We start from the raw sequence: 17,948 nt of genomic DNA, 5'->3' as shown, positions 1-17,948 counted from the left end.
AAACAATAATAAGCGAGCAAACTTCTGTGCTTTCTATTTGTATTTTACAGATTAATCAGATGATTGAGAATAGGTTTCTGCATCATATTAGCTTTCTGCTATTCTACCATTCCTCTTTTCAACTATTCGACTGTTCGACTATTCGACTATTCGACTTTTTATTCATATTTAATCGAATCAACAGGATTTAAATTGGCCGTTCTGTAGGACTGGTAGCTTACTGTTAAAATCGCTACAACTCCCACAACAAATACAGGCACAATAAACAGCAATACCGATATTTCCATTTGTGAAGCAAAGCCATTCAACCAATAACTGATGCCAAAATAGAACAATGGTAACATTACTACTGTTGCAATAATCAGGAGTCTAAAGTATTCCTTCGATAGCATCAGCAATATGGTTTTAACACTTGCGCCCAAAACCTTACGAACACCGATCTCTTTTTTACGCTGGTTGGCTGTAAAAGCAGACAAGCTCAACAAACCAAGAGTGGTGATGATAATCCCCAGTAAGGCAAATATTCCAAACACTTTTCCAAATCGGATATCGTCCTGATATTGTGCTTCATAAGCTTCATTCAACACATAGTAATTAAACGGATTTCCATCAAACAAATCCTGATACTTACCCTCAATAAAATGCATCAACTTCTTGGAAACCGGACTTTCCAGTTTTACAGACAAACTGCCCAGGACACCAGGTCGGGTATGGAAGATAATGGGTTCATGCTCTTCTTTAGGAGTCTGATGTGCATAGTCCTTGATCACCCCAATCACTTTTCTCTTGTCCCTACTCAAAAATATATTATCCCCAACGGCATCCGCTGGATTTTTGTATCCCAAATGGTACGCTGCTTTCTCATTTATTACAACAGCCTTACTATCCGAAAGATGAAGTTTCGAGAAATTTCTTCCCTTTAGCATTTTCATTTCGTACAAATCCAAGAACTCCTCGTTTACCTGGATCAACCTGTAGTTTTTACTGGCTGTGGGTTCATCCCCTTCGCGGTAAATGCTTCCCAAATTTGATTTGATATCCTCTCCCGGCACATAAGAAGAATAGGAAACGGCTTTGATTTGCGGATGACGACTCAGCTCTTCCCGAAAGGCATCTCTTCGGTGAATTAGAGTGGAATCACCAACCATAGGCGTGCTCAATACTACGATATCATTCTTGTTAAAACCCGGATCTAACTTGTGCATATGATTCAACTGCATCATCACACTCAAGGTACCGGCAATCAAAACAATCGAAATCAAAAATTGTAACAAAACCAATCCTTTTCGAAGTACCAACCCAGACTTGCTTCCCTGGTATTCTCCCTTCAGCATTTTATTCATATCCGTAAAGTTCAATCCCCAAACCGGATACATTCCTGATATGAATACCCCAACAAAGAGCATAGCCAGTAAATTCCAGTAAAACCAGGTTTGATGCCAAATACTATATTCCAATGGAATGGCAGTTAGGTTTTTAAATCCAGACATGAACAACTCAATGAAGATTACTGCTAAACCTACAGCGATCAGATTGATAAACAAAGACTCCATTAAAAACTGCAATATCACTTTGGCTCTTGAAGCGCCTACTACTTTTCTGAGGCCTACCTCCTTGGCTCTTCCGATATATGATATGGTTGACAAGTTTAGAAAGTTTACCCAGGCAATCAGTATGATAAAATAGGCAATGATGTATAGGAAACTTACTGTTTTTTTATCGCCGTTGGTTTCCAATTCCTGCATGTAATGAGAGGTCAGGTGGATGTCCTTAACAGGTTGCAAATAGAAAAACATTTCCAACTGGAATTTCTTCAGCACTTCACTGATTTTATTCTCCAGCAAAGCAGGAACCTTTTCCTCGATCAGTTTGGGATCGCTTCCTTTTTTTAATCTTACGTAAGTATAAAAACCACTGTACAACCACGATTTCATTACCCTCGGACCATAATGACGAGCCAAAGTTTTGTAAGAAATCAACACATCGGTTTTACAATGCACATTCGAAGGTCTATCCTTAAAAACCCCCGTCACTTCCAAAGCCAAATCCTTATTCATCTTCAAAAGTTTACCGACAGGATCTTCAGCTTGAAAATACTTTTGGGCAGTGCTTTCCGAAATCACAACTGAATTTTCTGCTATCAATGCTTTCGATTGATCTCCTTTTACAAACTCGAAGGAAAACATGCTTAAATATTCATTGTCTACCCAATAAGCCCTTTCTTCCTGAAATACTTTATCCTTATAGCTAAAAATACCATGGGCATTGTAACAATGTGCAACGGCTTCAACCTCTGGAAATGCTTCTTGAAAAGTTTCCCCTACAGCAGGACAAGCAGATGCAAAACGAATTTCATCTCCTTTTTGAGAGTGTCGTTCCCATCTAACGCGGTAGATATCATCCACATCATCATAAAAACTGTCATAACTGTTGTGATAATTCACATACAAGGAAATAAACAAACATGCGGCTATACCAATGGCAAGTCCAAGTATATTTACCAAGGTAAACACACGGTTCTTTAACAAATTGCGCCAGGCAATCAGGAAATAGTTTCGTATCATAAGTTTGGGTTTTGATCCGTAAGTCTTATCAAATACCACACCAGCCTTCACTTAGCATTAAATATCAACAAATTGTAAAATAAAGCATTTGAATTTTCGCTTAAAACCTGTTCACCATCGAACACTACACTGTACGGTTTTCAGCACTCTTGACATTTTAACACATGCTCTTACACACCCTTCCAAACTCTTCAATCATTCCCCTATTTAGACTATTCCACTTTTTTATTTTTCTACTATTGGACTTTATATTAAAACATTCATGATAATAAGGTAGATACTATACAAATGAAAGTTACGGTGCTCTGCACCTAGCTTGACTTGTTAATAATTAAACTACAAATCTTGCGCAGCTCTGCTGTTTTCTAGTGATTATGAATTGTATAATGCCTAGGTGCAGGGCACCGTAATATTTGTAGATTCTTCAATTTAACAAATAATAAAGGTACAGAGTACCGTTATCTGTTTTATTCAGGCATTGGTAACTTTCATAAAAAAGAGCTCTCGCTTTACTCCGTGTGAGTTACACATTCTGGATAAGCCTATTTCACCGTGTAGTTTTCCAACACGTCAAATCCTAATCTTCCTTTCCTTACTTTCAGCACTGCCCACTTTGAGTTCATTACCTTATCCATCTGCGAATTTGAAAAAACAAGTTGTTTTTCCATTCCTTCATAATTTATGACTACATAAGGTGATCTTTTGTTTCTGCTTCCTTTTCCACCAGATAAACTCCCTGTTTCTTGCACCTTAAACTTTTTGCTTACAACTTCATTATCGGCAAAGAAATAGTTCACTGCCATAAAGCTAAATAATACAAACGCACCTGTCATGCAGCTATGTAAAATGTAGTGAAGACTCCAATGTGCCTTCATCCCATCGATATCATTCAGCTTGTTGTAAAAAATAGGTGTTAGAACAATTCCAGGCGTTAACCAAATCATCAAAGGAATTTTCAATTCAATCAATGTCTTTCTGTAAATGTATATTTCACAAGTCAGCAGAGCTATCCCCAGAATAAATAGGAATACAATAATGTTATCAAGCTTTTTATTCCCCTTCGAAACTCTTCCTTTAACCAGGTTCTTCCTTAGTATATTTTCTAAACTTCTACTCATTCAGTAATTACTCTTGAATTTTTATTCCACTTTGCCGATTTTAATTTACCAGATTCCTAATCCCCACGAAAATACAAACCAGGCACCGGACTTTTAGGATAAAGCGATTCAGGTTTCCACCAGCCAACCAAACCAAATGAGGTTTTCACCAGGAACATTTCATCCTCATTCAATAGCACCTCAACCTCTGCTCCTTTTGGCAATTTTGCCAATTCTTCCTTTAGTGTTTTATCCGTATACAAAACAATACTTTCTATGATCTCACTACGAATCCCCACATGATAACAAGGCTGTTTTACCTCTACCAGTTGATCCTCAACCAGTTTATATTTCTTTCGCTTGTTATAGGTTGTATTGGCATGACCTCTGCAATACAGATACCCATTGCCAGGAACAAATAAATCCAAACATTCAATAGTTCCCATGCTAATCAAACTATCACCCGCTTCCTTATAGATGGAATACATTGGATCACAACTTTCTGCCGAACTAAAGATTATCCTATAATACTCATCCTTCTTGTAATCAATCTTGCTTCTTGCTACATCGGTTATGAAAAAATATTCAGCATTTTCGTAGTACAAAGGATGCCCTTTCAATACTTGTTTTTGTATCAAATTGGTAATGTTCTCATTGTAGAACAACATTGGGTTATGATCCCAGGCACAGATTTCCATTCTATCATCAACCTCTATGTATTTTAGGTATTTGAACGATGCAGGTATATCAACATGCTGTGCTTTTACAAAGCAAGATGTAAGCAGCAAAATGCTAAACGCAATTATTCTTCTCATATTTAGTTTTTATTCATTTCCCAAAAGCAATCACCCAATTCGCTCCGAGATGATCTTCTTCACCTCATCAATATTGCTGCCATCATACACCACCACATTCTCATGGGTAAATCCCTTGTTGTATTCATTCAAAGGCATTACAACCAAACCTCTTGGACGGTGCTTTAGCCATGGAATGATGTAACCTGGATAGTCATCCACCAATATTTTTCCGTAATGCCTGCTTTTATTTCGGGTCATGGTAAACTCTATTTCTCCATCTATGTTATTGATGATCCATTGTAACTTACCCGCCAAAGCTGCCGGATTTTTCTTTGGTGCCTGGGTCAAGATCTCATTGTGATAGCCCAACTCTTTGGTCAGCTTAAAAATATCAAAACCCAATTGGTATTTCGGAAGATTGGCCCACCACTTCTCATCCGATTTGATCAATTCCATTCTGTCCCATAGGTACTGATATTCGGGTGCATCACCCACCATAAACGGATCTACAATTGGCTCATTGGGTGCTCTCAATTTTTCCAACTCCAAATTCATCGAACCAACATAGTCACAAATGGTTCCGTCCATATCAAATAAGGCTATTTTTTCACTATCCATAACTTCATTCATTTTGTCATCGCTACCGCACGAGTCCTCTCGTGTGGTTCTATCTTAAAAATGGAACGCGATAGAATCGTGCACCAGCGGGATTTTTCTATTTTTTTCTTCTATTTAATGATGTTTTTAGGTCATAATTGATATCGTAGAAAACTAAAGAATCTGTTGTTAATTTTAAAATTAACCACTTTCCTATATTTTTCTCGCTGTCAATTGTGATTATAGTATCCTTTCTTAATTCATATTTTAGTTCCAGGTCAGCATCAGGATAGTAAATCACATCTTCATAAATTCCAAAATGTGCATTTTCTGTTTCTTCGTCTCCACCATAAGCACCACAAAGATTTTTAATGTTGATTTCTAGTTTTTCCTCCTTGTCTTGAGTAAAAGAAAAAAGAATAAAGGCAATTAATATCAATGAGATTAATTTCATGGTTTTTATTTTAGACATTCAATCAGGTTTAGTTTTTGTTTTTATATGCTCTCATAGCTGGTTCGAGTTTGCAAGTCGGACCTTGCCCAATGCAAACCCCTCGCTACCGCACGAGTCCTCTCGTGTGGTTCTATCTTAAAAATGGAACGCGATAGAATCGCGCACCTGCAGGGGGATTCATTTTACATGTATGAGGGTCTCACTTCAAGTGAGGCTCTCATTCATTATATATTGGTACCCTCACTTTGAGTGAGAGCATCAAGTGTTGCCACTTATCGAAACCATAAACATGCTTAATATATAGTTATCTGGTGTAATACTCATTCAATTTTCACCTTGTTGTTGATATAATGATCACCAATTTAACCATTCCCTACCAATTTATGTATCCCAATACATATAGATTTATTTTAAATAATTAATAAGCTTGTAAACTATTGTATTCTTTGATTAACCTTACCAAAAGAAAAGCCACCAATCACTTGGCAGCTTATACCATCTTAATTAAAAAATGATTGAAGTATAATCCCGATTATTAATTCATAAGCGTCATTTTATACAATCCCCTCACCCTCTCACTGAGGAAGGGAAATGACTGCTGCAGCATATCCATACTACACTCAAACTTTTAGTTCCTTCTCTATCAGAGCCTGTTCCGATTGGGAATGAGGTACAAGCCATACAAAACAAAAGAGGCGCATCAAGCACCTCTTCCCCATTTATCTGATCAAGCCACCAAAACATTGGTAGCTATCTATTATTCTCTATTAATTGATCATAGCTAAAGGTTTTCCTTCAAAAAATCCAGCATCTTGGTAAACAAATGCAATCTGGTTTGTCCCCCGTAAATGCCATGATTGCGATTGGTATACAGGAACATCTCGAATTTTTTATTATGCTGTACCAATACCTCCGACAGTTCAAGGGTATTCTGTACATGAACATTATCATCCGATGTTCCGTGAATCAGCAAGAACTTTCCTTTTAGCTGATCTGCAAAATTGATTGGTGCATAATCATCGTATCCTTCCGGATTTTCTTGTGGTGTTCTTAGGTAACGTTCCGAGTAAATGCTATCGTAATAACGATAGGTAGTTACCGGTGCCACCGCAATTCCTGCTGCAAACACATCTGCTCCGCGGAACATACACAACGATGACATCTGTCCGCCAAAACTCCATCCATACACACCAATTTTATCGGCAGCAATGAATGGTTGTTTTGCCATGTACTTTCCGGTTTCAATCAGATCGATGGCTTCCAGGTTCTGAATCTGCAGGTAGGTACATTTCTTGAAAGCCTCTCCGCGTCCACCAGTTCCACGGTTATCTACTACCACAACCACAAAACCTTCCTGTGCCAAATACTCCAGCCAGTCAAATTTATATCTATCAAGTACTTGCTGAGAACCAGGACCACCATAAAAGTGCAACAATGCAGGATATTCCTTGTTTTCATCAAAACCTATCGGTTTCATCATCCATGCATTCAATTTCACACCTTCCGATGTTTCGAAGGAGAAGAACTCACGCTTTGGAATCTCGTACTCCTGCAATCTCTTTTTCAAATCTTTGTTGTCTTCCAGGGTACGAATCAACTTTCCTTTGGCATTGTGAAGCGTTACCACTGTTGGTACTCCATTGGCCGAATAGTAATTGATAAAGTATTTGAATCCCTTGCTGAATTTTGCCGAGTTTGTTCCTTCTTGCTCGCTCAGCTTTTGTGTTCTTTTTCCTTTGATATCTATCGAATAGATTTCTCTTTGTAATGGAGAAACAGCTGCAGCCTGGTAGTAGAACAGTTTCTTGTCCTCATCATATCCAAGGTACTTGCTTACTTCCCAATCACCTTTGGTTACCTGTCGAACCAACTCGCCTTTCATATTGTACAAATAGATGTGGTTGAATCCCGATTTTTCGCTGGTTACAATAAAGTGCTTGTTGTCTTTCAAGAAGGTCAAATCATCGTTCACATCTACCCAAGCCTTGTTCTTTTCTTCGTACAACAAGTTGGTTTTACCATTGTCAGCATTTGCCAGCAACAACTCGTAATGATTCTGGTGACGATTCATTCTTACCAAGCTTAACACCTTCGGATCTTGTGTCCACTTGATTCTTGGTATGTACTGATCGGTTTCTTCTCCCACATCAACGCTAGTGGTTTTGCCACTTTCCAAATCGTAAACATGCACACTTACTACCGAATTCTTCTCTCCCGCCTTTGGGTATTTGAAAGTATAGTTTTCTGGATACAAAGCGTTAGCTTTCTTTTCAGGATTCAAGCCTTTAAACACAGTCATATTAAACTGTTTCACTTCACTCTCATCAAAGCGCATGTAGGCAATTCTTTTGCCATCAGGCGACCATTGGTAAGCCTGCCAAAACGAAAACTCCTCTTCGTATACCCAGTCTGGCGCACCATTAATAATGTGATTGTATTTTCCATCGAAAGTGAACTGTGTCTCTTTTCCTGATTTCAAATCCTTAACGAACAGATTGTTCTTTCTAAAGAAACACACCATTTCTCCTGATGGAGAGAAATCTGCCAATTGCTGTCTTCCTTCCGATAGTTTTTCCAGTGTTTTCTTGTCTCTATCATACACAAAAAACTCTGCCGAGAATGAATGACGATAAATGTCCTCACGATTCGTTGTAATCAAAATCTTTCTTTCGTCTGCCGAGAATTGGTAACCATCAATTCGTTTGATATCCTCTTGATTCAAGGCCTTCAAATCGAAAATAACCTCTTCCAATTCACCGGTGGCATAAGCATATTGCTCAATTTTTTGTCCCTGCTTTAATACCGTATAGCTTGCGCCACTTTTCATCGATCTTAATCCGTAAACCGATCGGGCATAGAAGGTTCCTTTGTTGGTAATATCTTCCAACTGGAAACTTTTTTGTGCCTGCACACCAAATACGCACAAAAAGGCTAGTAATAGTAATGTTAGTTTGTTCATCTGTTTTATTCTTTTTTCAATTGCCAGATGGAACTTTCCATTCCTAAATAATTATTCTAGTGTATGAGTTAATAATTATTTAGAAATGCACGTTTCATCATTGAGTTTGGTTCATTAAAATACAACCCACTGCTGCATCTAAATGAGCGTGAGTTCCTATTTTTAGTTAATTCGTGTATTCTTATTGGGAGTTAGCCACACAAGGCTATCTATCTCTGCTTAGAGATGTAGAAATGTAGCTGTATCAACAAATCCAGCATTCATAAAGACCTTTGTACGATCTGTTTTGTAGTATGATTGTAATGTCGTGCATAAGTATCGGTAAATCTATAAATTTTTCAGCATTCTAGATTCCATTGTATTTTGTACTGTAATGGATTTATAATGATTCTAATTAATTTATCATTCCTGTACAGACGCACGGCCGTGCGTCTCTGCGATATTGGGTGACATGATGTAGACGCACGGCCGTGCGTCTCTGCGATATTGGGTGACATGATGTAGACGCACGGCCGTGCGTCTCTACCTAATGTACAATTTATCCTTCTTCCAATTCCTTGGATTATCGATGATGTAATTTTGAATACGATGATATTCCTCAAAATCACGAATAATACGATCATGAAAACGGGTTTGCCACACCGGCATTTTTGATTGTCGGTATTGATTGATTTTGGTGGTTGTTGCCGATTTAAAACCTGCAACGAATGATGATATGGATTTTGGTGGGCGATATGCCACCCCATTATCATTGGGTAGAGACGCACGGCCGTGCTTCTTTACAGGGTGTTGTTGGTTTGATGTAGACGCACTACCGTGCGTCTCTACAGGATCATTTCCATCATTTTTAATTTGCAATATGGCATGAATATGATTCGGCATGATTACATATTCTTCTCAATACAATTCCTTGCGTATTGAAAATGATTTTAACCACTCTTCTTCAACAATCTTACCTATTGGCGATAAAATCATTTGTTCCGATTCAATTTCACCAAACAATGTTTCCTGATTCTGAGTACAGATTGTAATAAAATACAAACCTTCACTGGAATAATCCCACCATGTGGCCCTCGCCGATGGAATTCTATATTTGTTTTGGAACTTGTTCATTTTTGTGTGCAGATACGAATCATATATCATTTAAATTTAATGATTTGATATCGTATAAAAAAAATAGAGACGTACGGCCGTACGTCTCTACATGTAATGTAATTTCATTAATTAATATCTGCTATCGCCTAATTGAACTCTCCTTTCAATTGTTCAACCCAATCTTTAATTCTATCGTTGCTCAAAGCTGCCTGATTTTCGATATCCAGTGCAAGACCTAAGAATTTTCCATCACGCAAAGCTGCCGATCGTTCGAATGTGAAGCCTTCTGTTGATGTCAATCCAATCACTTTTGCTCCTCTTTCTTCCAAAGCATTGGCCAGAATTCCAATGGCATCCACAAAATTCTCCGGATAGCCAACCTGATCACCCAAACCAAACAAAGCAACTGTTTTGCCTTTTAGTTTCAGGTCTTCAATGGCTGGCATAAACTCATCCCAATAGTTTGGCAATTCCCCATCGAACCAGGTAGGAACACCCAATACCATATTGTCGTAGCTCAAGAATATTTCCTCGTTTATTTCTTCAACATTTACTTTGTCGATATCTGCAGCATCACCAAATGCATTCTTAATTTTCTCTGCATTCTTCGCTGTCTTTATTGTATTGAAACTATAGAATAATCCTATTTTTTTCATCTTTAAAAGTATCAAGTACAGAGTAGCAAGCCTCAAGACTATATACAGCTCCGTAAATTAATAATATTGAATAAGAGTGAAGTCATTTAATAGCTTCTACTCATAGAGTTTAACATGAAGACTTTTTTACTCTTTCACTCTTTTACTTTCTAATATTCCAACAGATCTTTTACTGCTGCGTAAATCTTATCGTTGTTTGGAAGAATCGCTCTTTCCAGAATTCTATTAAATCCTACAGGAGTAAATGTTGATCCTACACGTTTTACTGGTGCATCTAACTTTTCAAATGCCTCTTCAGTAATCATGGCCGAGATTTCTGCTCCAAATCCTGAGAACACTTTGTCTTCGTGAACAACAAGCACTTTATTGGTTTTCGCTACCGATTTCAATACCGTTTCTTTGTCCAAAGGAATTAAAGAACGAAGATCGATTACTTCCACCTGCTTACCAGATTCTTCCGCTAATTTGTCAGCCACCTCAACACACATGTGAGTGGTGTTTCCATAAGTTACGATTGTCAAATCAGAACCTTCTCTTCTCACGCGTGCCTTACCAAAAGGAACTTCGAAATCTTCCGGTACCGGAGTCGCTGCCTTAGGATCGTTGTACAAAGCCTTTGGTTCCATGAATACTGTCATACCTCTCGAACGCATACTGGTTCTTAGCAATCCTGCAGCATCATCGGCATAGGATGGGTAAACAATTCGAACCCCTGGTAATGTGGTTAATGCTCCTTCAATATTTTGTGAATGATACAATCCACCTCCAATGTATCCACCGGATGCCAAACGAACGGTAATGTTTGGTGAGAACTGACCTTTCGATCTCCAGTAATCGTGAGTAGTATCCACAAACTGTTCCATTGCCGGCCAGAAGTAATCAGCAAACTCAGCACCTTCAACTACAACCCTGATCTTATCATTAAAACGGCTCATCCCATTGGCTGTTCCCATGATAAAGTCTTCGGCAATCGGAGCATTAAATACCCTTTCCTTACCAAATTCCTGCTGCATTCCTTTCGAAACGTTGAAAATACCACCCTTGTCTTTGTTGGCAATATCTTGTCCCCAAATGTATGTGTCCGGATTGTGACGGAATTCTGCTTTCAGGGTTTCATTCAAACCTTCAATCAGCTTTTTCTCATTCCCTGTAAAATCATGTGTTCCTTCCGGATATTTTTCTGATACGTAGGCTTCAGGCAATACAAAATCATAAATAGATGCCGGATCAGGATCCGGTGCAGTTAAACCTGCTTTGTGTGCTTTTTTGACTTCCTGCTTCACCTCTGCCTCAATGGCCTGAAGTTCCTCTTCGGTAAATCGCTTGTAGCGAACCAACATTCTGCGGTACTTCGCTAACGGATCGTACTCCTGAACGTAGTTCAATTCTGCGTTATCGCGATACAGCTCATGACGATCTGAGTTCGAGTGTGAACCCATTCTCACACAGTTGGCTTGTACAATAACAGGAGTAGAATTTGCCAATGCATATTCTTTGGCTTCCAAAACGGCGTTCATCGAATCAAACACATCTTTACCATTGCAGTGAATGATTTTCAGGTATTTCATTCCACGGAAGTTGTCTGCTACCTTACGATTTGCAGTTTGATCTTTCTTAGGAACAGAAATTCCATATCCATTATCCTGAAAAACAAAAACAACTGGCAATTGCTCATTGGTTGCTCCATTAATGGCTTCATAAACGTATCCTTCCGATACCGATGATTCTCCCTGCGAGCTAAACACCACACCTTCGTGCTTGTATTTCTTCATGGCACGACCAACACCTACTGCATGCAGCGTATGATTTCCTGTACATGATGATACATTGTGAATGTTCCACTCTGGTTTTGCAAAGTGATTCGACATGTGTCGTCCACCACCTGCAACATCGGTATCTTTCGAAATTCCGTTAAAGATTACCTCTTCGGCTGTTAATCCAGCTGAAATTGAGGTTAGCATATCTCTATAGTAAGGGAATAAATGATCTGTTTCCTTGTCGAACACCTGACCAATGGCCAACTGAATTCCATCATGTCCTGCATAAGGTGCATGGTAGGACCATCCAATCGCCTGCTTCAGATAGTTAGGTGCCTTTTCGTCCAATGCTCTACCAAGAGTCATTAAATGATACCAACGACCCAACAATTCTTTGGAAGTGTTCTTAATACTAAATTTTTTCGTCTCGGTCATCTTCTTATTCTTTTCTTTCTCAACTGAGGTTAATTCTAATGTTTCCATAATTAAATAGATCTGTTGATATCAAATTCTTCCAGGTAGTCTGCAATTTTTCTTAGGAATGCTCCTCCCAAAGCTCCATCCACAACTCTGTGGTCGTACGATAATGACAGGAACATCTTTTGGCGCGGCACAATTACATCTCCGGCAGGAGTTTCCATTACCGCTGGCTTCTTTTCAATGGTACCAACAGCAAGTATGGCTACCTGTGGCTGGTTAATAATGGGTGTACCCATTACATTCTTAAAGGATCCAAAGTTCGAAATGGTGAATGTTCCACCTTGAATGTCATCCGGGTTTAGATTATTATTTCTTGCATCATCGGCCAACTGGTTCATATCATTTGCCAAGCCAATCAGATTCTTGTGATCAGCATTTTTAATTACCGGCACTATTAGGTTGTTACTAGGCAGTGCTACTGCAACACCAATATTTATATCTTTCTTAAGGATTACATTGTAAGCATCCACCGATGCATTAATTCCCGGGAATTCTCTTAATGCCTTGGCAACTGCTTCAATAATAATTGGCATGAAGGTAAGTTTGGTTTTCTCTTTTTTAAAGAATTCATCCTTTACTTTATTTCTCCAATTCACCATATCGGTAACATCAGCTTCAACCATGGCAGTTACGTGAGGAGAAGTTTGCTTCGACATTACCATATGATCCGCAATAATTCTTCTCATTCGATCCATTTCTACAATCTGATCCTGCGCTCCAACTGACATGGAAACTTTTGGCTTTTCGATTTCCTGTGCTACCGATTTTGCTGCTTGTACTTCTTGTACTGCTTTCTCAACAGGAGCAACAACTGATCCATTTCTCTGAGATAGGTAATTTAATACATCTTGCTTTTGTACTCTACCATCCTTACCCTTTCCTTGAATGGAATCCAATTCTTGAATGGAAATGTTCTCATTTTTCGCAATACTCTTCACCAATGGAGAATAAAAACGACCACTTTCTGATTTAAAATCATCTACAACTTCGGCCACAACAGTTTCTTCAACAAGCACCTCTTCCCTGTCACTTTGTTCTTCCTCAGGACTATCTGCAACATCATCGGCATCACCCATTGCAATTACCGCAACAACTTCTCCAACAGGAACCAAATCATCCTCTTTAAAGCGAATTTCTACTATCTTGCCTTCTACTGGAGAAGGAATTTCTGAATCCACTTTGTCCGTTGCAATTTCAAAAAGCACATCATCTTCTTCAACCTGATCGTTCAGTTTCACGAACATTTTTGTGATAGTAGCCTCTTGCACACTCTCACCCATTTTGGGCATTAGAATTTCAAAGCTAGACATATAACTTATCGTTTAATATTTATACTCATATTTAAATGTATCGATACAAATATAAAATTTTATTCTTATTTAGACTTGTTTAAGATTAAATATTTTGCAATCTCCAGATTACACTTTTCTATAAGCTTATCGATTTTATTAAATCGTAACTTATTTGAAATCATACAAGTCAGTATTTACAGCAAATACCCACGTTTTTAAACCTTTCTGAATTAATTACAATTAACTAAAGGATTTGTTAGCATTTTGACTTAATTTTGCAATCACAAATCAGAATCTCATGAAAGAATTTACCTATCAATTTAATATTAGCGCAAGTCAGGAAGAAGTTTACACTGCTTTAACCAATTCTTTTCAAATTGAATTATGGACTGGATACCCTGCCACAATGGACGATAAAGTTGGAACTGTTTTTTCTCTTTGGGAAGGAGATATTTCAGGATGCAATTTGGAGATGGTCAAAGATTATAAGATTGTTCAGGAATGGTTTTTTGGAGAAACAGAAAACCCATCAATTGTTAGCATGATCTTGAAAAAGGCAGGAAAAGATACTCGTATTGAATTAACACATACAAACATTCCTGATGATGCTTATGAAGAGATTGTAGAAGGTTGGAAGGAATATTATCTGGATTCAGTGAAGAACTTTCTTGAATTCTATTAATGATAGAACTTACAAAGTCAATGGGTAACTAATAAGCTTGATGCAAATTAGTCACCCTTTGACTTACCCAAAAAAAAGCGCAAGAACTTAAATGGTTCTTGCGCTTTTTTCATATCGATCGTTATTATTATTCTACGATAATCACCTCATCGAATATCTCAATTTTATCACCTGGACGAATCTTAGCTCGTTTTCTGGTCTCAACTTCACCATTTCGCATTACAATTCCGTCTTCTACAAATATTTTAGCCTGTGCCCCACTTTCACTCACACGGGTTGCTTTTAAAAGCTTAATCAGTTCGATGTATTCTGTATCTATTTTAAATGTAATCATGATCTTAAATTTTATACCTCTTAAATGTTAATATACACATAGGGATAATGCCGATAGTCTGTTAATACTCAATTCTGAGCATAGCGATCTAAGTGAGTATTTTAACAACTAATCGGTATTGGAGCCACAAAAGTAAGTCAAATCATTTTCTAATGAAAGAACAAATAAGCAATTAATATGGCTGCAATAATTCCTGCAAAATCAGCAATTAAACCACAAGTAACCGCATACCTGGTATTCTTGATTCCAACCGCACCAAAATAAACTGCAATAATATAAAAAGTAGTATCAGTTGCTCCCTGTAAAGTTGATGCCAATCGTCCCACAAAGCTGTCTGCCCCATGCGTGGTCATAGCGTCCACCATCATTCCTCTGGCTCCACTTCCGCTCAATGGTTTCATCATGGCCGTCGGTAAAGCTTCAACAAAATCCGGATCTACCGAAAGCAACAAGCAAAGTCTTCTCATGCCTTCCACAAAAAGATCCATTGTACCTGACGCTCTGAAGACACCAATGGCAACCAATATAGCGATCAAATAGGGTATAATTTTTACGGCAATATTAAATCCTTCTTTGGCTCCATCAATAAAACTTTCATATACATTCACCTTATTTTTAGCTGCCAAAAGAATAAATGAAATAATAATCCCAAACAGGAACACATTACTTATAACCGTTGAAACTGTCGTAATCTGTTCTTTTTCCAGACTTGAGAAATATGCTATGATTCCAATGATAATGGCAGTCAATCCTCCCAAATAAGACAATATGGTTCGGTCCCACAATTTGATTTTTTGCACGATTGACACACTAATTAAACCTGCAATGGTAGAAAAATAGGTAGCCAGTAATATTGGTATAAATATATCCGATGGATTCGCTGCTCCCAATTGAGCACGATATACCATAATGGAAATCGGAATAATCGTTAGTCCGGAAGTATTTAAAACCAGGAACATAATTTGAGCATTCGAAGCCTTATCCTTATCGGGATTGGCTTCCTGCATTTCCTTCATGGCCTTTAAACCAAGAGGAGTAGCCGCATTGTCCAATCCCAACATATTGGCTGCCAAATTCATCATGATTGAACCATGTGCAGGATGACTCTTAGGCAATTCCGGGAACAGCTTGTTAAAGAATGGCCCTATTAACCTTGAAAATACTCTTACAATTCCACCATTCTCACCTATTTTCATGATTCCCAGCCAAAGGGTCAATACGCCCGTTAATCCAAGAGAAATATCGAAGCCTGTTTTGGCCATGCTAAAAGTAGAATCAATCATTGCCGGGAATACATCCAAGTCTCCCCAAAAAATAAGCTTGATTAAACCTACAACAAAGGCAATCAGAAAAAAGAAAATAAAGAGATAGTTTAATGCCATACTGTGTTCTTAAATAGAATGAAAATACAAAATTACTTTTTGCTTCGTTTAGATTGAATCATTTTAAGCCTTTCTTTTGGATAATCTTCACCTGATTTTATTTGTAGTGCTTTCTTGTAATAAAATCTGGCTACCGTTAAGTTTCCTTTATCAAAAGCAGAATCAGCTCTTGTAATGACTTCCTCATACTCTTTATCCAACTTCAGATTTTTCTTCGATTTCAACAATTCATCAATCTTCTTCAATTGATTTTTAGGGTATTTCTCCTTTTTGTTCAAAGCGATTGCTTTATTGTAATAAAATTTGGCAACCGAATAATGATTCGCAGACAACTCTTTGTCTCCCTTTGCAATCAGTTGTTTGTACTCTTCCGATAAAGCAGAGTTCTTCTCTTCGCGAATTAATTTGTCAATTTCCTTCAGTTGTTTCTTCGGATATTCTCTATCAAACAAGCTCAAAGCTCTTTCATACATCACTTTCGAAACCGTGTATTGAGAGGTTTGAAAAGCATTGTCTGCCTTTTGAATCAATCCTGCGTATTCTCTTTCTTTAATGATAGAAAGTTTCTTATCGAAATTTGTTGGATTGTTTGCAATGGCTTCTTGTTCTGCATTTTTTAAGGCCTGCAACCTTTCATTGATTTCCTCTAACTTCTCTTTCGGATATTTTTCCTTAGGCTTAATTTCCAATGCTGCTTTGTAATGATGTCTGGCAACACTAAATTGTTCTTTTTTGAAGAAATCCTCTGCCTTTTCTAACTCTTCACTATATCTTAAATTCAACTCTTGCTCTTTTCTTTCCGCTATTGATCTGCGCTCCAGAATCACTTCAATTCTCTTGATTTGAGTTTTTGGATACGACTCTTTTGGCATTAACTCTAAAGCCTCTTGATATTTCAGTACTGCAAAATCGTATTCCTCATTGGTAAATTGCTTATCCGCTATTTCAATTAATTTGTCATACTGATTTTTCAGTTCTGATTTTGCATTCGCTTTTCTTTCCAAATCAGCTAAAATCGCTTCAATTTCATCTATTTTACTTTGTGGATATTGTTCTTCTGGTTTTAGCTTCAATGCTCCATGATAATCTCTTGAAGCAGAATTCCACTTCTCTGATTCGAAATATTCATCTGCCGACTTAATCAATTTCAGATATTTGTTCTCATTCAATTGTTTCTCCGCTAAAAGCTTTGCTTCTTCCTCTGCTTGTCTCTTTTGCTCAGCAAACATTTCCGAAATCTTCTTTAATTGCTCCCTTGGGTACAGCTCAGAAGGTTTCATATTTAGCGCATCTTTATAGCTTTCACGCGACAAATTGTATTCCTGATTTTCAAACTGAGAGTCTGCCATAGCAATTACAGAAGCATATTTCTCATCCAGAGCTTTCGTCTCTGCTGCCAGGCGTGCTGCTTCATCAGCCTGTCGTTGCTGAGCTGCCAGCAAATCATCAATCTTTGCAATCTGCGATTTTGGATATTGTTCCTCAGCTTTCAATGCCAAAGCATCAGAATAAGATGTTTTCGCTGAGGTATAATCTCCTGATTCGAACTGAGAATCTGCCATAGCAATAATGGATGCATATTTCTCATCCAGAGCTTTCGTCTCTGCTGCCAATCTCGCTGCTTCATCAGCCTGTCGTTGCTGTGCTGCCAACAACTCATCAATCTTTGTAATCTGCGATTTTGGATATTGTTCCCCTGCTTTCAACGCCAAGGCATCAGAATAAGATGTTTTCGCTGAGGTATAATCTCCTGATTCGAACTGAGAATCTGCCAAAGCTATGATAGCCGTATATTTCTCATC

Annotated in this window: 15 protein-coding genes; 1 reads left to right on the top strand and 14 read right to left on the bottom strand. The window is 38.0% G+C overall.

From position 1 onward, the window contains the following. Nucleotides 1–158 precede the first annotated feature (158 nt). From NQ163_RS12340 to NQ163_RS12290, 11 genes are all read right to left on the bottom strand, one after another. Nucleotides 159–2,564, bottom strand: coding sequence for an ABC transporter permease (locus tag NQ163_RS12340; RefSeq protein ID WP_268190619.1), 2,406 nt, complete (start codon nucleotides 2,562–2,564; stop codon nucleotides 159–161). A gap of 542 nt (nucleotides 2,565–3,106) precedes the next feature. After that, the gene (locus tag NQ163_RS12335; RefSeq protein ID WP_268190618.1) at nucleotides 3,107–3,682 is read right to left on the bottom strand and encodes a hypothetical protein; all 576 of its coding nucleotides are present in this window, start codon (nucleotides 3,680–3,682) and stop codon (nucleotides 3,107–3,109) included. A 56-nt stretch (nucleotides 3,683–3,738) separates the two neighbouring features. Next, nucleotides 3,739–4,476: a hypothetical protein gene (locus tag NQ163_RS12330; RefSeq protein ID WP_268190617.1), complete on the bottom strand. Its 738-nt coding sequence runs from the start codon at nucleotides 4,474–4,476 to the stop codon at nucleotides 3,739–3,741. Nucleotides 4,477–4,506: 30 nt separating this feature from the next. Then, nucleotides 4,507–5,076, bottom strand: a complete 570-nt coding sequence (locus NQ163_RS12325) for a hypothetical protein (RefSeq protein ID WP_268190616.1) — start codon at nucleotides 5,074–5,076, stop codon at nucleotides 4,507–4,509. Between the two features lie 97 nt (nucleotides 5,077–5,173). Next, on the bottom strand, nucleotides 5,174–5,527 hold the full coding sequence (locus tag NQ163_RS12320) for a hypothetical protein (protein ID WP_268190615.1): 354 nt from the start codon (nucleotides 5,525–5,527) through the stop codon (nucleotides 5,174–5,176). Nucleotides 5,528–6,290: 763 nt separating this feature from the next. Next, nucleotides 6,291–8,468: a S9 family peptidase gene (locus NQ163_RS12315; RefSeq protein WP_268190614.1), complete on the bottom strand. Its 2,178-nt coding sequence runs from the start codon at nucleotides 8,466–8,468 to the stop codon at nucleotides 6,291–6,293. A 522-nt stretch (nucleotides 8,469–8,990) separates the two neighbouring features. Beyond that, entirely contained in the window at nucleotides 8,991–9,350 is a 360-nt protein-coding gene (locus tag NQ163_RS12310; protein ID WP_268190613.1) for a transposase, read from the bottom strand. A 15-nt stretch (nucleotides 9,351–9,365) separates the two neighbouring features. Next, nucleotides 9,366–9,581: a hypothetical protein gene (locus tag NQ163_RS12305; RefSeq protein WP_268190612.1), complete on the bottom strand. Its 216-nt coding sequence runs from the start codon at nucleotides 9,579–9,581 to the stop codon at nucleotides 9,366–9,368. Nucleotides 9,582–9,709: 128 nt separating this feature from the next. Continuing rightward, nucleotides 9,710–10,219, bottom strand: a complete 510-nt coding sequence (locus NQ163_RS12300; protein ID WP_268190611.1) for a flavodoxin — start codon at nucleotides 10,217–10,219, stop codon at nucleotides 9,710–9,712. Nucleotides 10,220–10,368: 149 nt separating this feature from the next. Beyond that, nucleotides 10,369–12,459, bottom strand: a complete 2,091-nt coding sequence (locus NQ163_RS12295; protein ID WP_268190610.1) for an alpha-ketoacid dehydrogenase subunit alpha/beta — start codon at nucleotides 12,457–12,459, stop codon at nucleotides 10,369–10,371. Nucleotides 12,460–12,461: 2 nt separating this feature from the next. Next, on the bottom strand, nucleotides 12,462–13,766 hold the full coding sequence (locus NQ163_RS12290) for a dihydrolipoamide acetyltransferase family protein (protein WP_268190609.1): 1,305 nt from the start codon (nucleotides 13,764–13,766) through the stop codon (nucleotides 12,462–12,464). A gap of 280 nt (nucleotides 13,767–14,046) precedes the next feature. Between NQ163_RS12290 and NQ163_RS12285 the strand changes: the two genes are divergently transcribed. Further along, on the top strand, nucleotides 14,047–14,430 hold the full coding sequence (locus tag NQ163_RS12285) for an SRPBCC domain-containing protein (protein ID WP_120238866.1): 384 nt from the start codon (nucleotides 14,047–14,049) through the stop codon (nucleotides 14,428–14,430). Between the two features lie 127 nt (nucleotides 14,431–14,557). On the opposite strand, the gene NQ163_RS12280 is transcribed toward NQ163_RS12285, so the two are convergent. The 3 genes from NQ163_RS12280 to NQ163_RS12270 all read right to left on the bottom strand — a co-directional run. Then, nucleotides 14,558–14,764: an RNA-binding S4 domain-containing protein gene (locus tag NQ163_RS12280; RefSeq protein WP_110363871.1), complete on the bottom strand. Its 207-nt coding sequence runs from the start codon at nucleotides 14,762–14,764 to the stop codon at nucleotides 14,558–14,560. A gap of 149 nt (nucleotides 14,765–14,913) precedes the next feature. Next, complete coding sequence (locus NQ163_RS12275; RefSeq protein WP_268190608.1) at nucleotides 14,914–16,146, bottom strand: nucleoside recognition domain-containing protein; 1,233 nt, start codon at nucleotides 16,144–16,146, stop codon at nucleotides 14,914–14,916. Between the two features lie 32 nt (nucleotides 16,147–16,178). Next, nucleotides 16,179–17,948 (bottom strand): hypothetical protein (locus NQ163_RS12270; protein WP_268190607.1); only part of this gene is annotated, 1,770 nt, incomplete at its 5' end.

The organism is Marinifilum sp. D737, from assembly GCF_026672275.1.
GTDB lineage: Bacteria > Bacteroidota > Bacteroidia > Bacteroidales > Marinifilaceae > Marinifilum.
This window is presented reverse-complemented; position numbering and strand designations above follow the sequence as displayed.

Coding starts and splice junctions, on each gene's coding strand:
- NQ163_RS12340 (WP_268190619.1), bottom strand. CDS start 2,564: ATGATACGAAACTATTTCCTGATTGCCTGGCGCAATTTGTTAAAGAAC.
- NQ163_RS12335 (WP_268190618.1), bottom strand. CDS start 3,682: ATGAGTAGAAGTTTAGAAAATATACTAAGGAAGAACCTGGTTAAAGGA.
- NQ163_RS12330 (WP_268190617.1), bottom strand. CDS start 4,476: ATGAGAAGAATAATTGCGTTTAGCATTTTGCTGCTTACATCTTGCTTT.
- NQ163_RS12325 (WP_268190616.1), bottom strand. CDS start 5,076: ATGGATAGTGAAAAAATAGCCTTATTTGATATGGACGGAACCATTTGT.
- NQ163_RS12320 (WP_268190615.1), bottom strand. CDS start 5,527: ATGTCTAAAATAAAAACCATGAAATTAATCTCATTGATATTAATTGCC.
- NQ163_RS12315 (WP_268190614.1), bottom strand. CDS start 8,468: ATGAACAAACTAACATTACTATTACTAGCCTTTTTGTGCGTATTTGGT.
- NQ163_RS12310 (WP_268190613.1), bottom strand. CDS start 9,350: ATGCCGAATCATATTCATGCCATATTGCAAATTAAAAATGATGGAAAT.
- NQ163_RS12305 (WP_268190612.1), bottom strand. CDS start 9,581: ATGAACAAGTTCCAAAACAAATATAGAATTCCATCGGCGAGGGCCACA.
- NQ163_RS12300 (WP_268190611.1), bottom strand. CDS start 10,219: ATGAAAAAAATAGGATTATTCTATAGTTTCAATACAATAAAGACAGCG.
- NQ163_RS12295 (WP_268190610.1), bottom strand. CDS start 12,459: ATGGAAACATTAGAATTAACCTCAGTTGAGAAAGAAAAGAATAAGAAG.
- NQ163_RS12290 (WP_268190609.1), bottom strand. CDS start 13,766: ATGTCTAGCTTTGAAATTCTAATGCCCAAAATGGGTGAGAGTGTGCAA.
- NQ163_RS12285 (WP_120238866.1), top strand. CDS start 14,047: ATGAAAGAATTTACCTATCAATTTAATATTAGCGCAAGTCAGGAAGAA.
- NQ163_RS12280 (WP_110363871.1), bottom strand. CDS start 14,764: ATGATTACATTTAAAATAGATACAGAATACATCGAACTGATTAAGCTT.
- NQ163_RS12275 (WP_268190608.1), bottom strand. CDS start 16,146: ATGGCATTAAACTATCTCTTTATTTTCTTTTTTCTGATTGCCTTTGTT.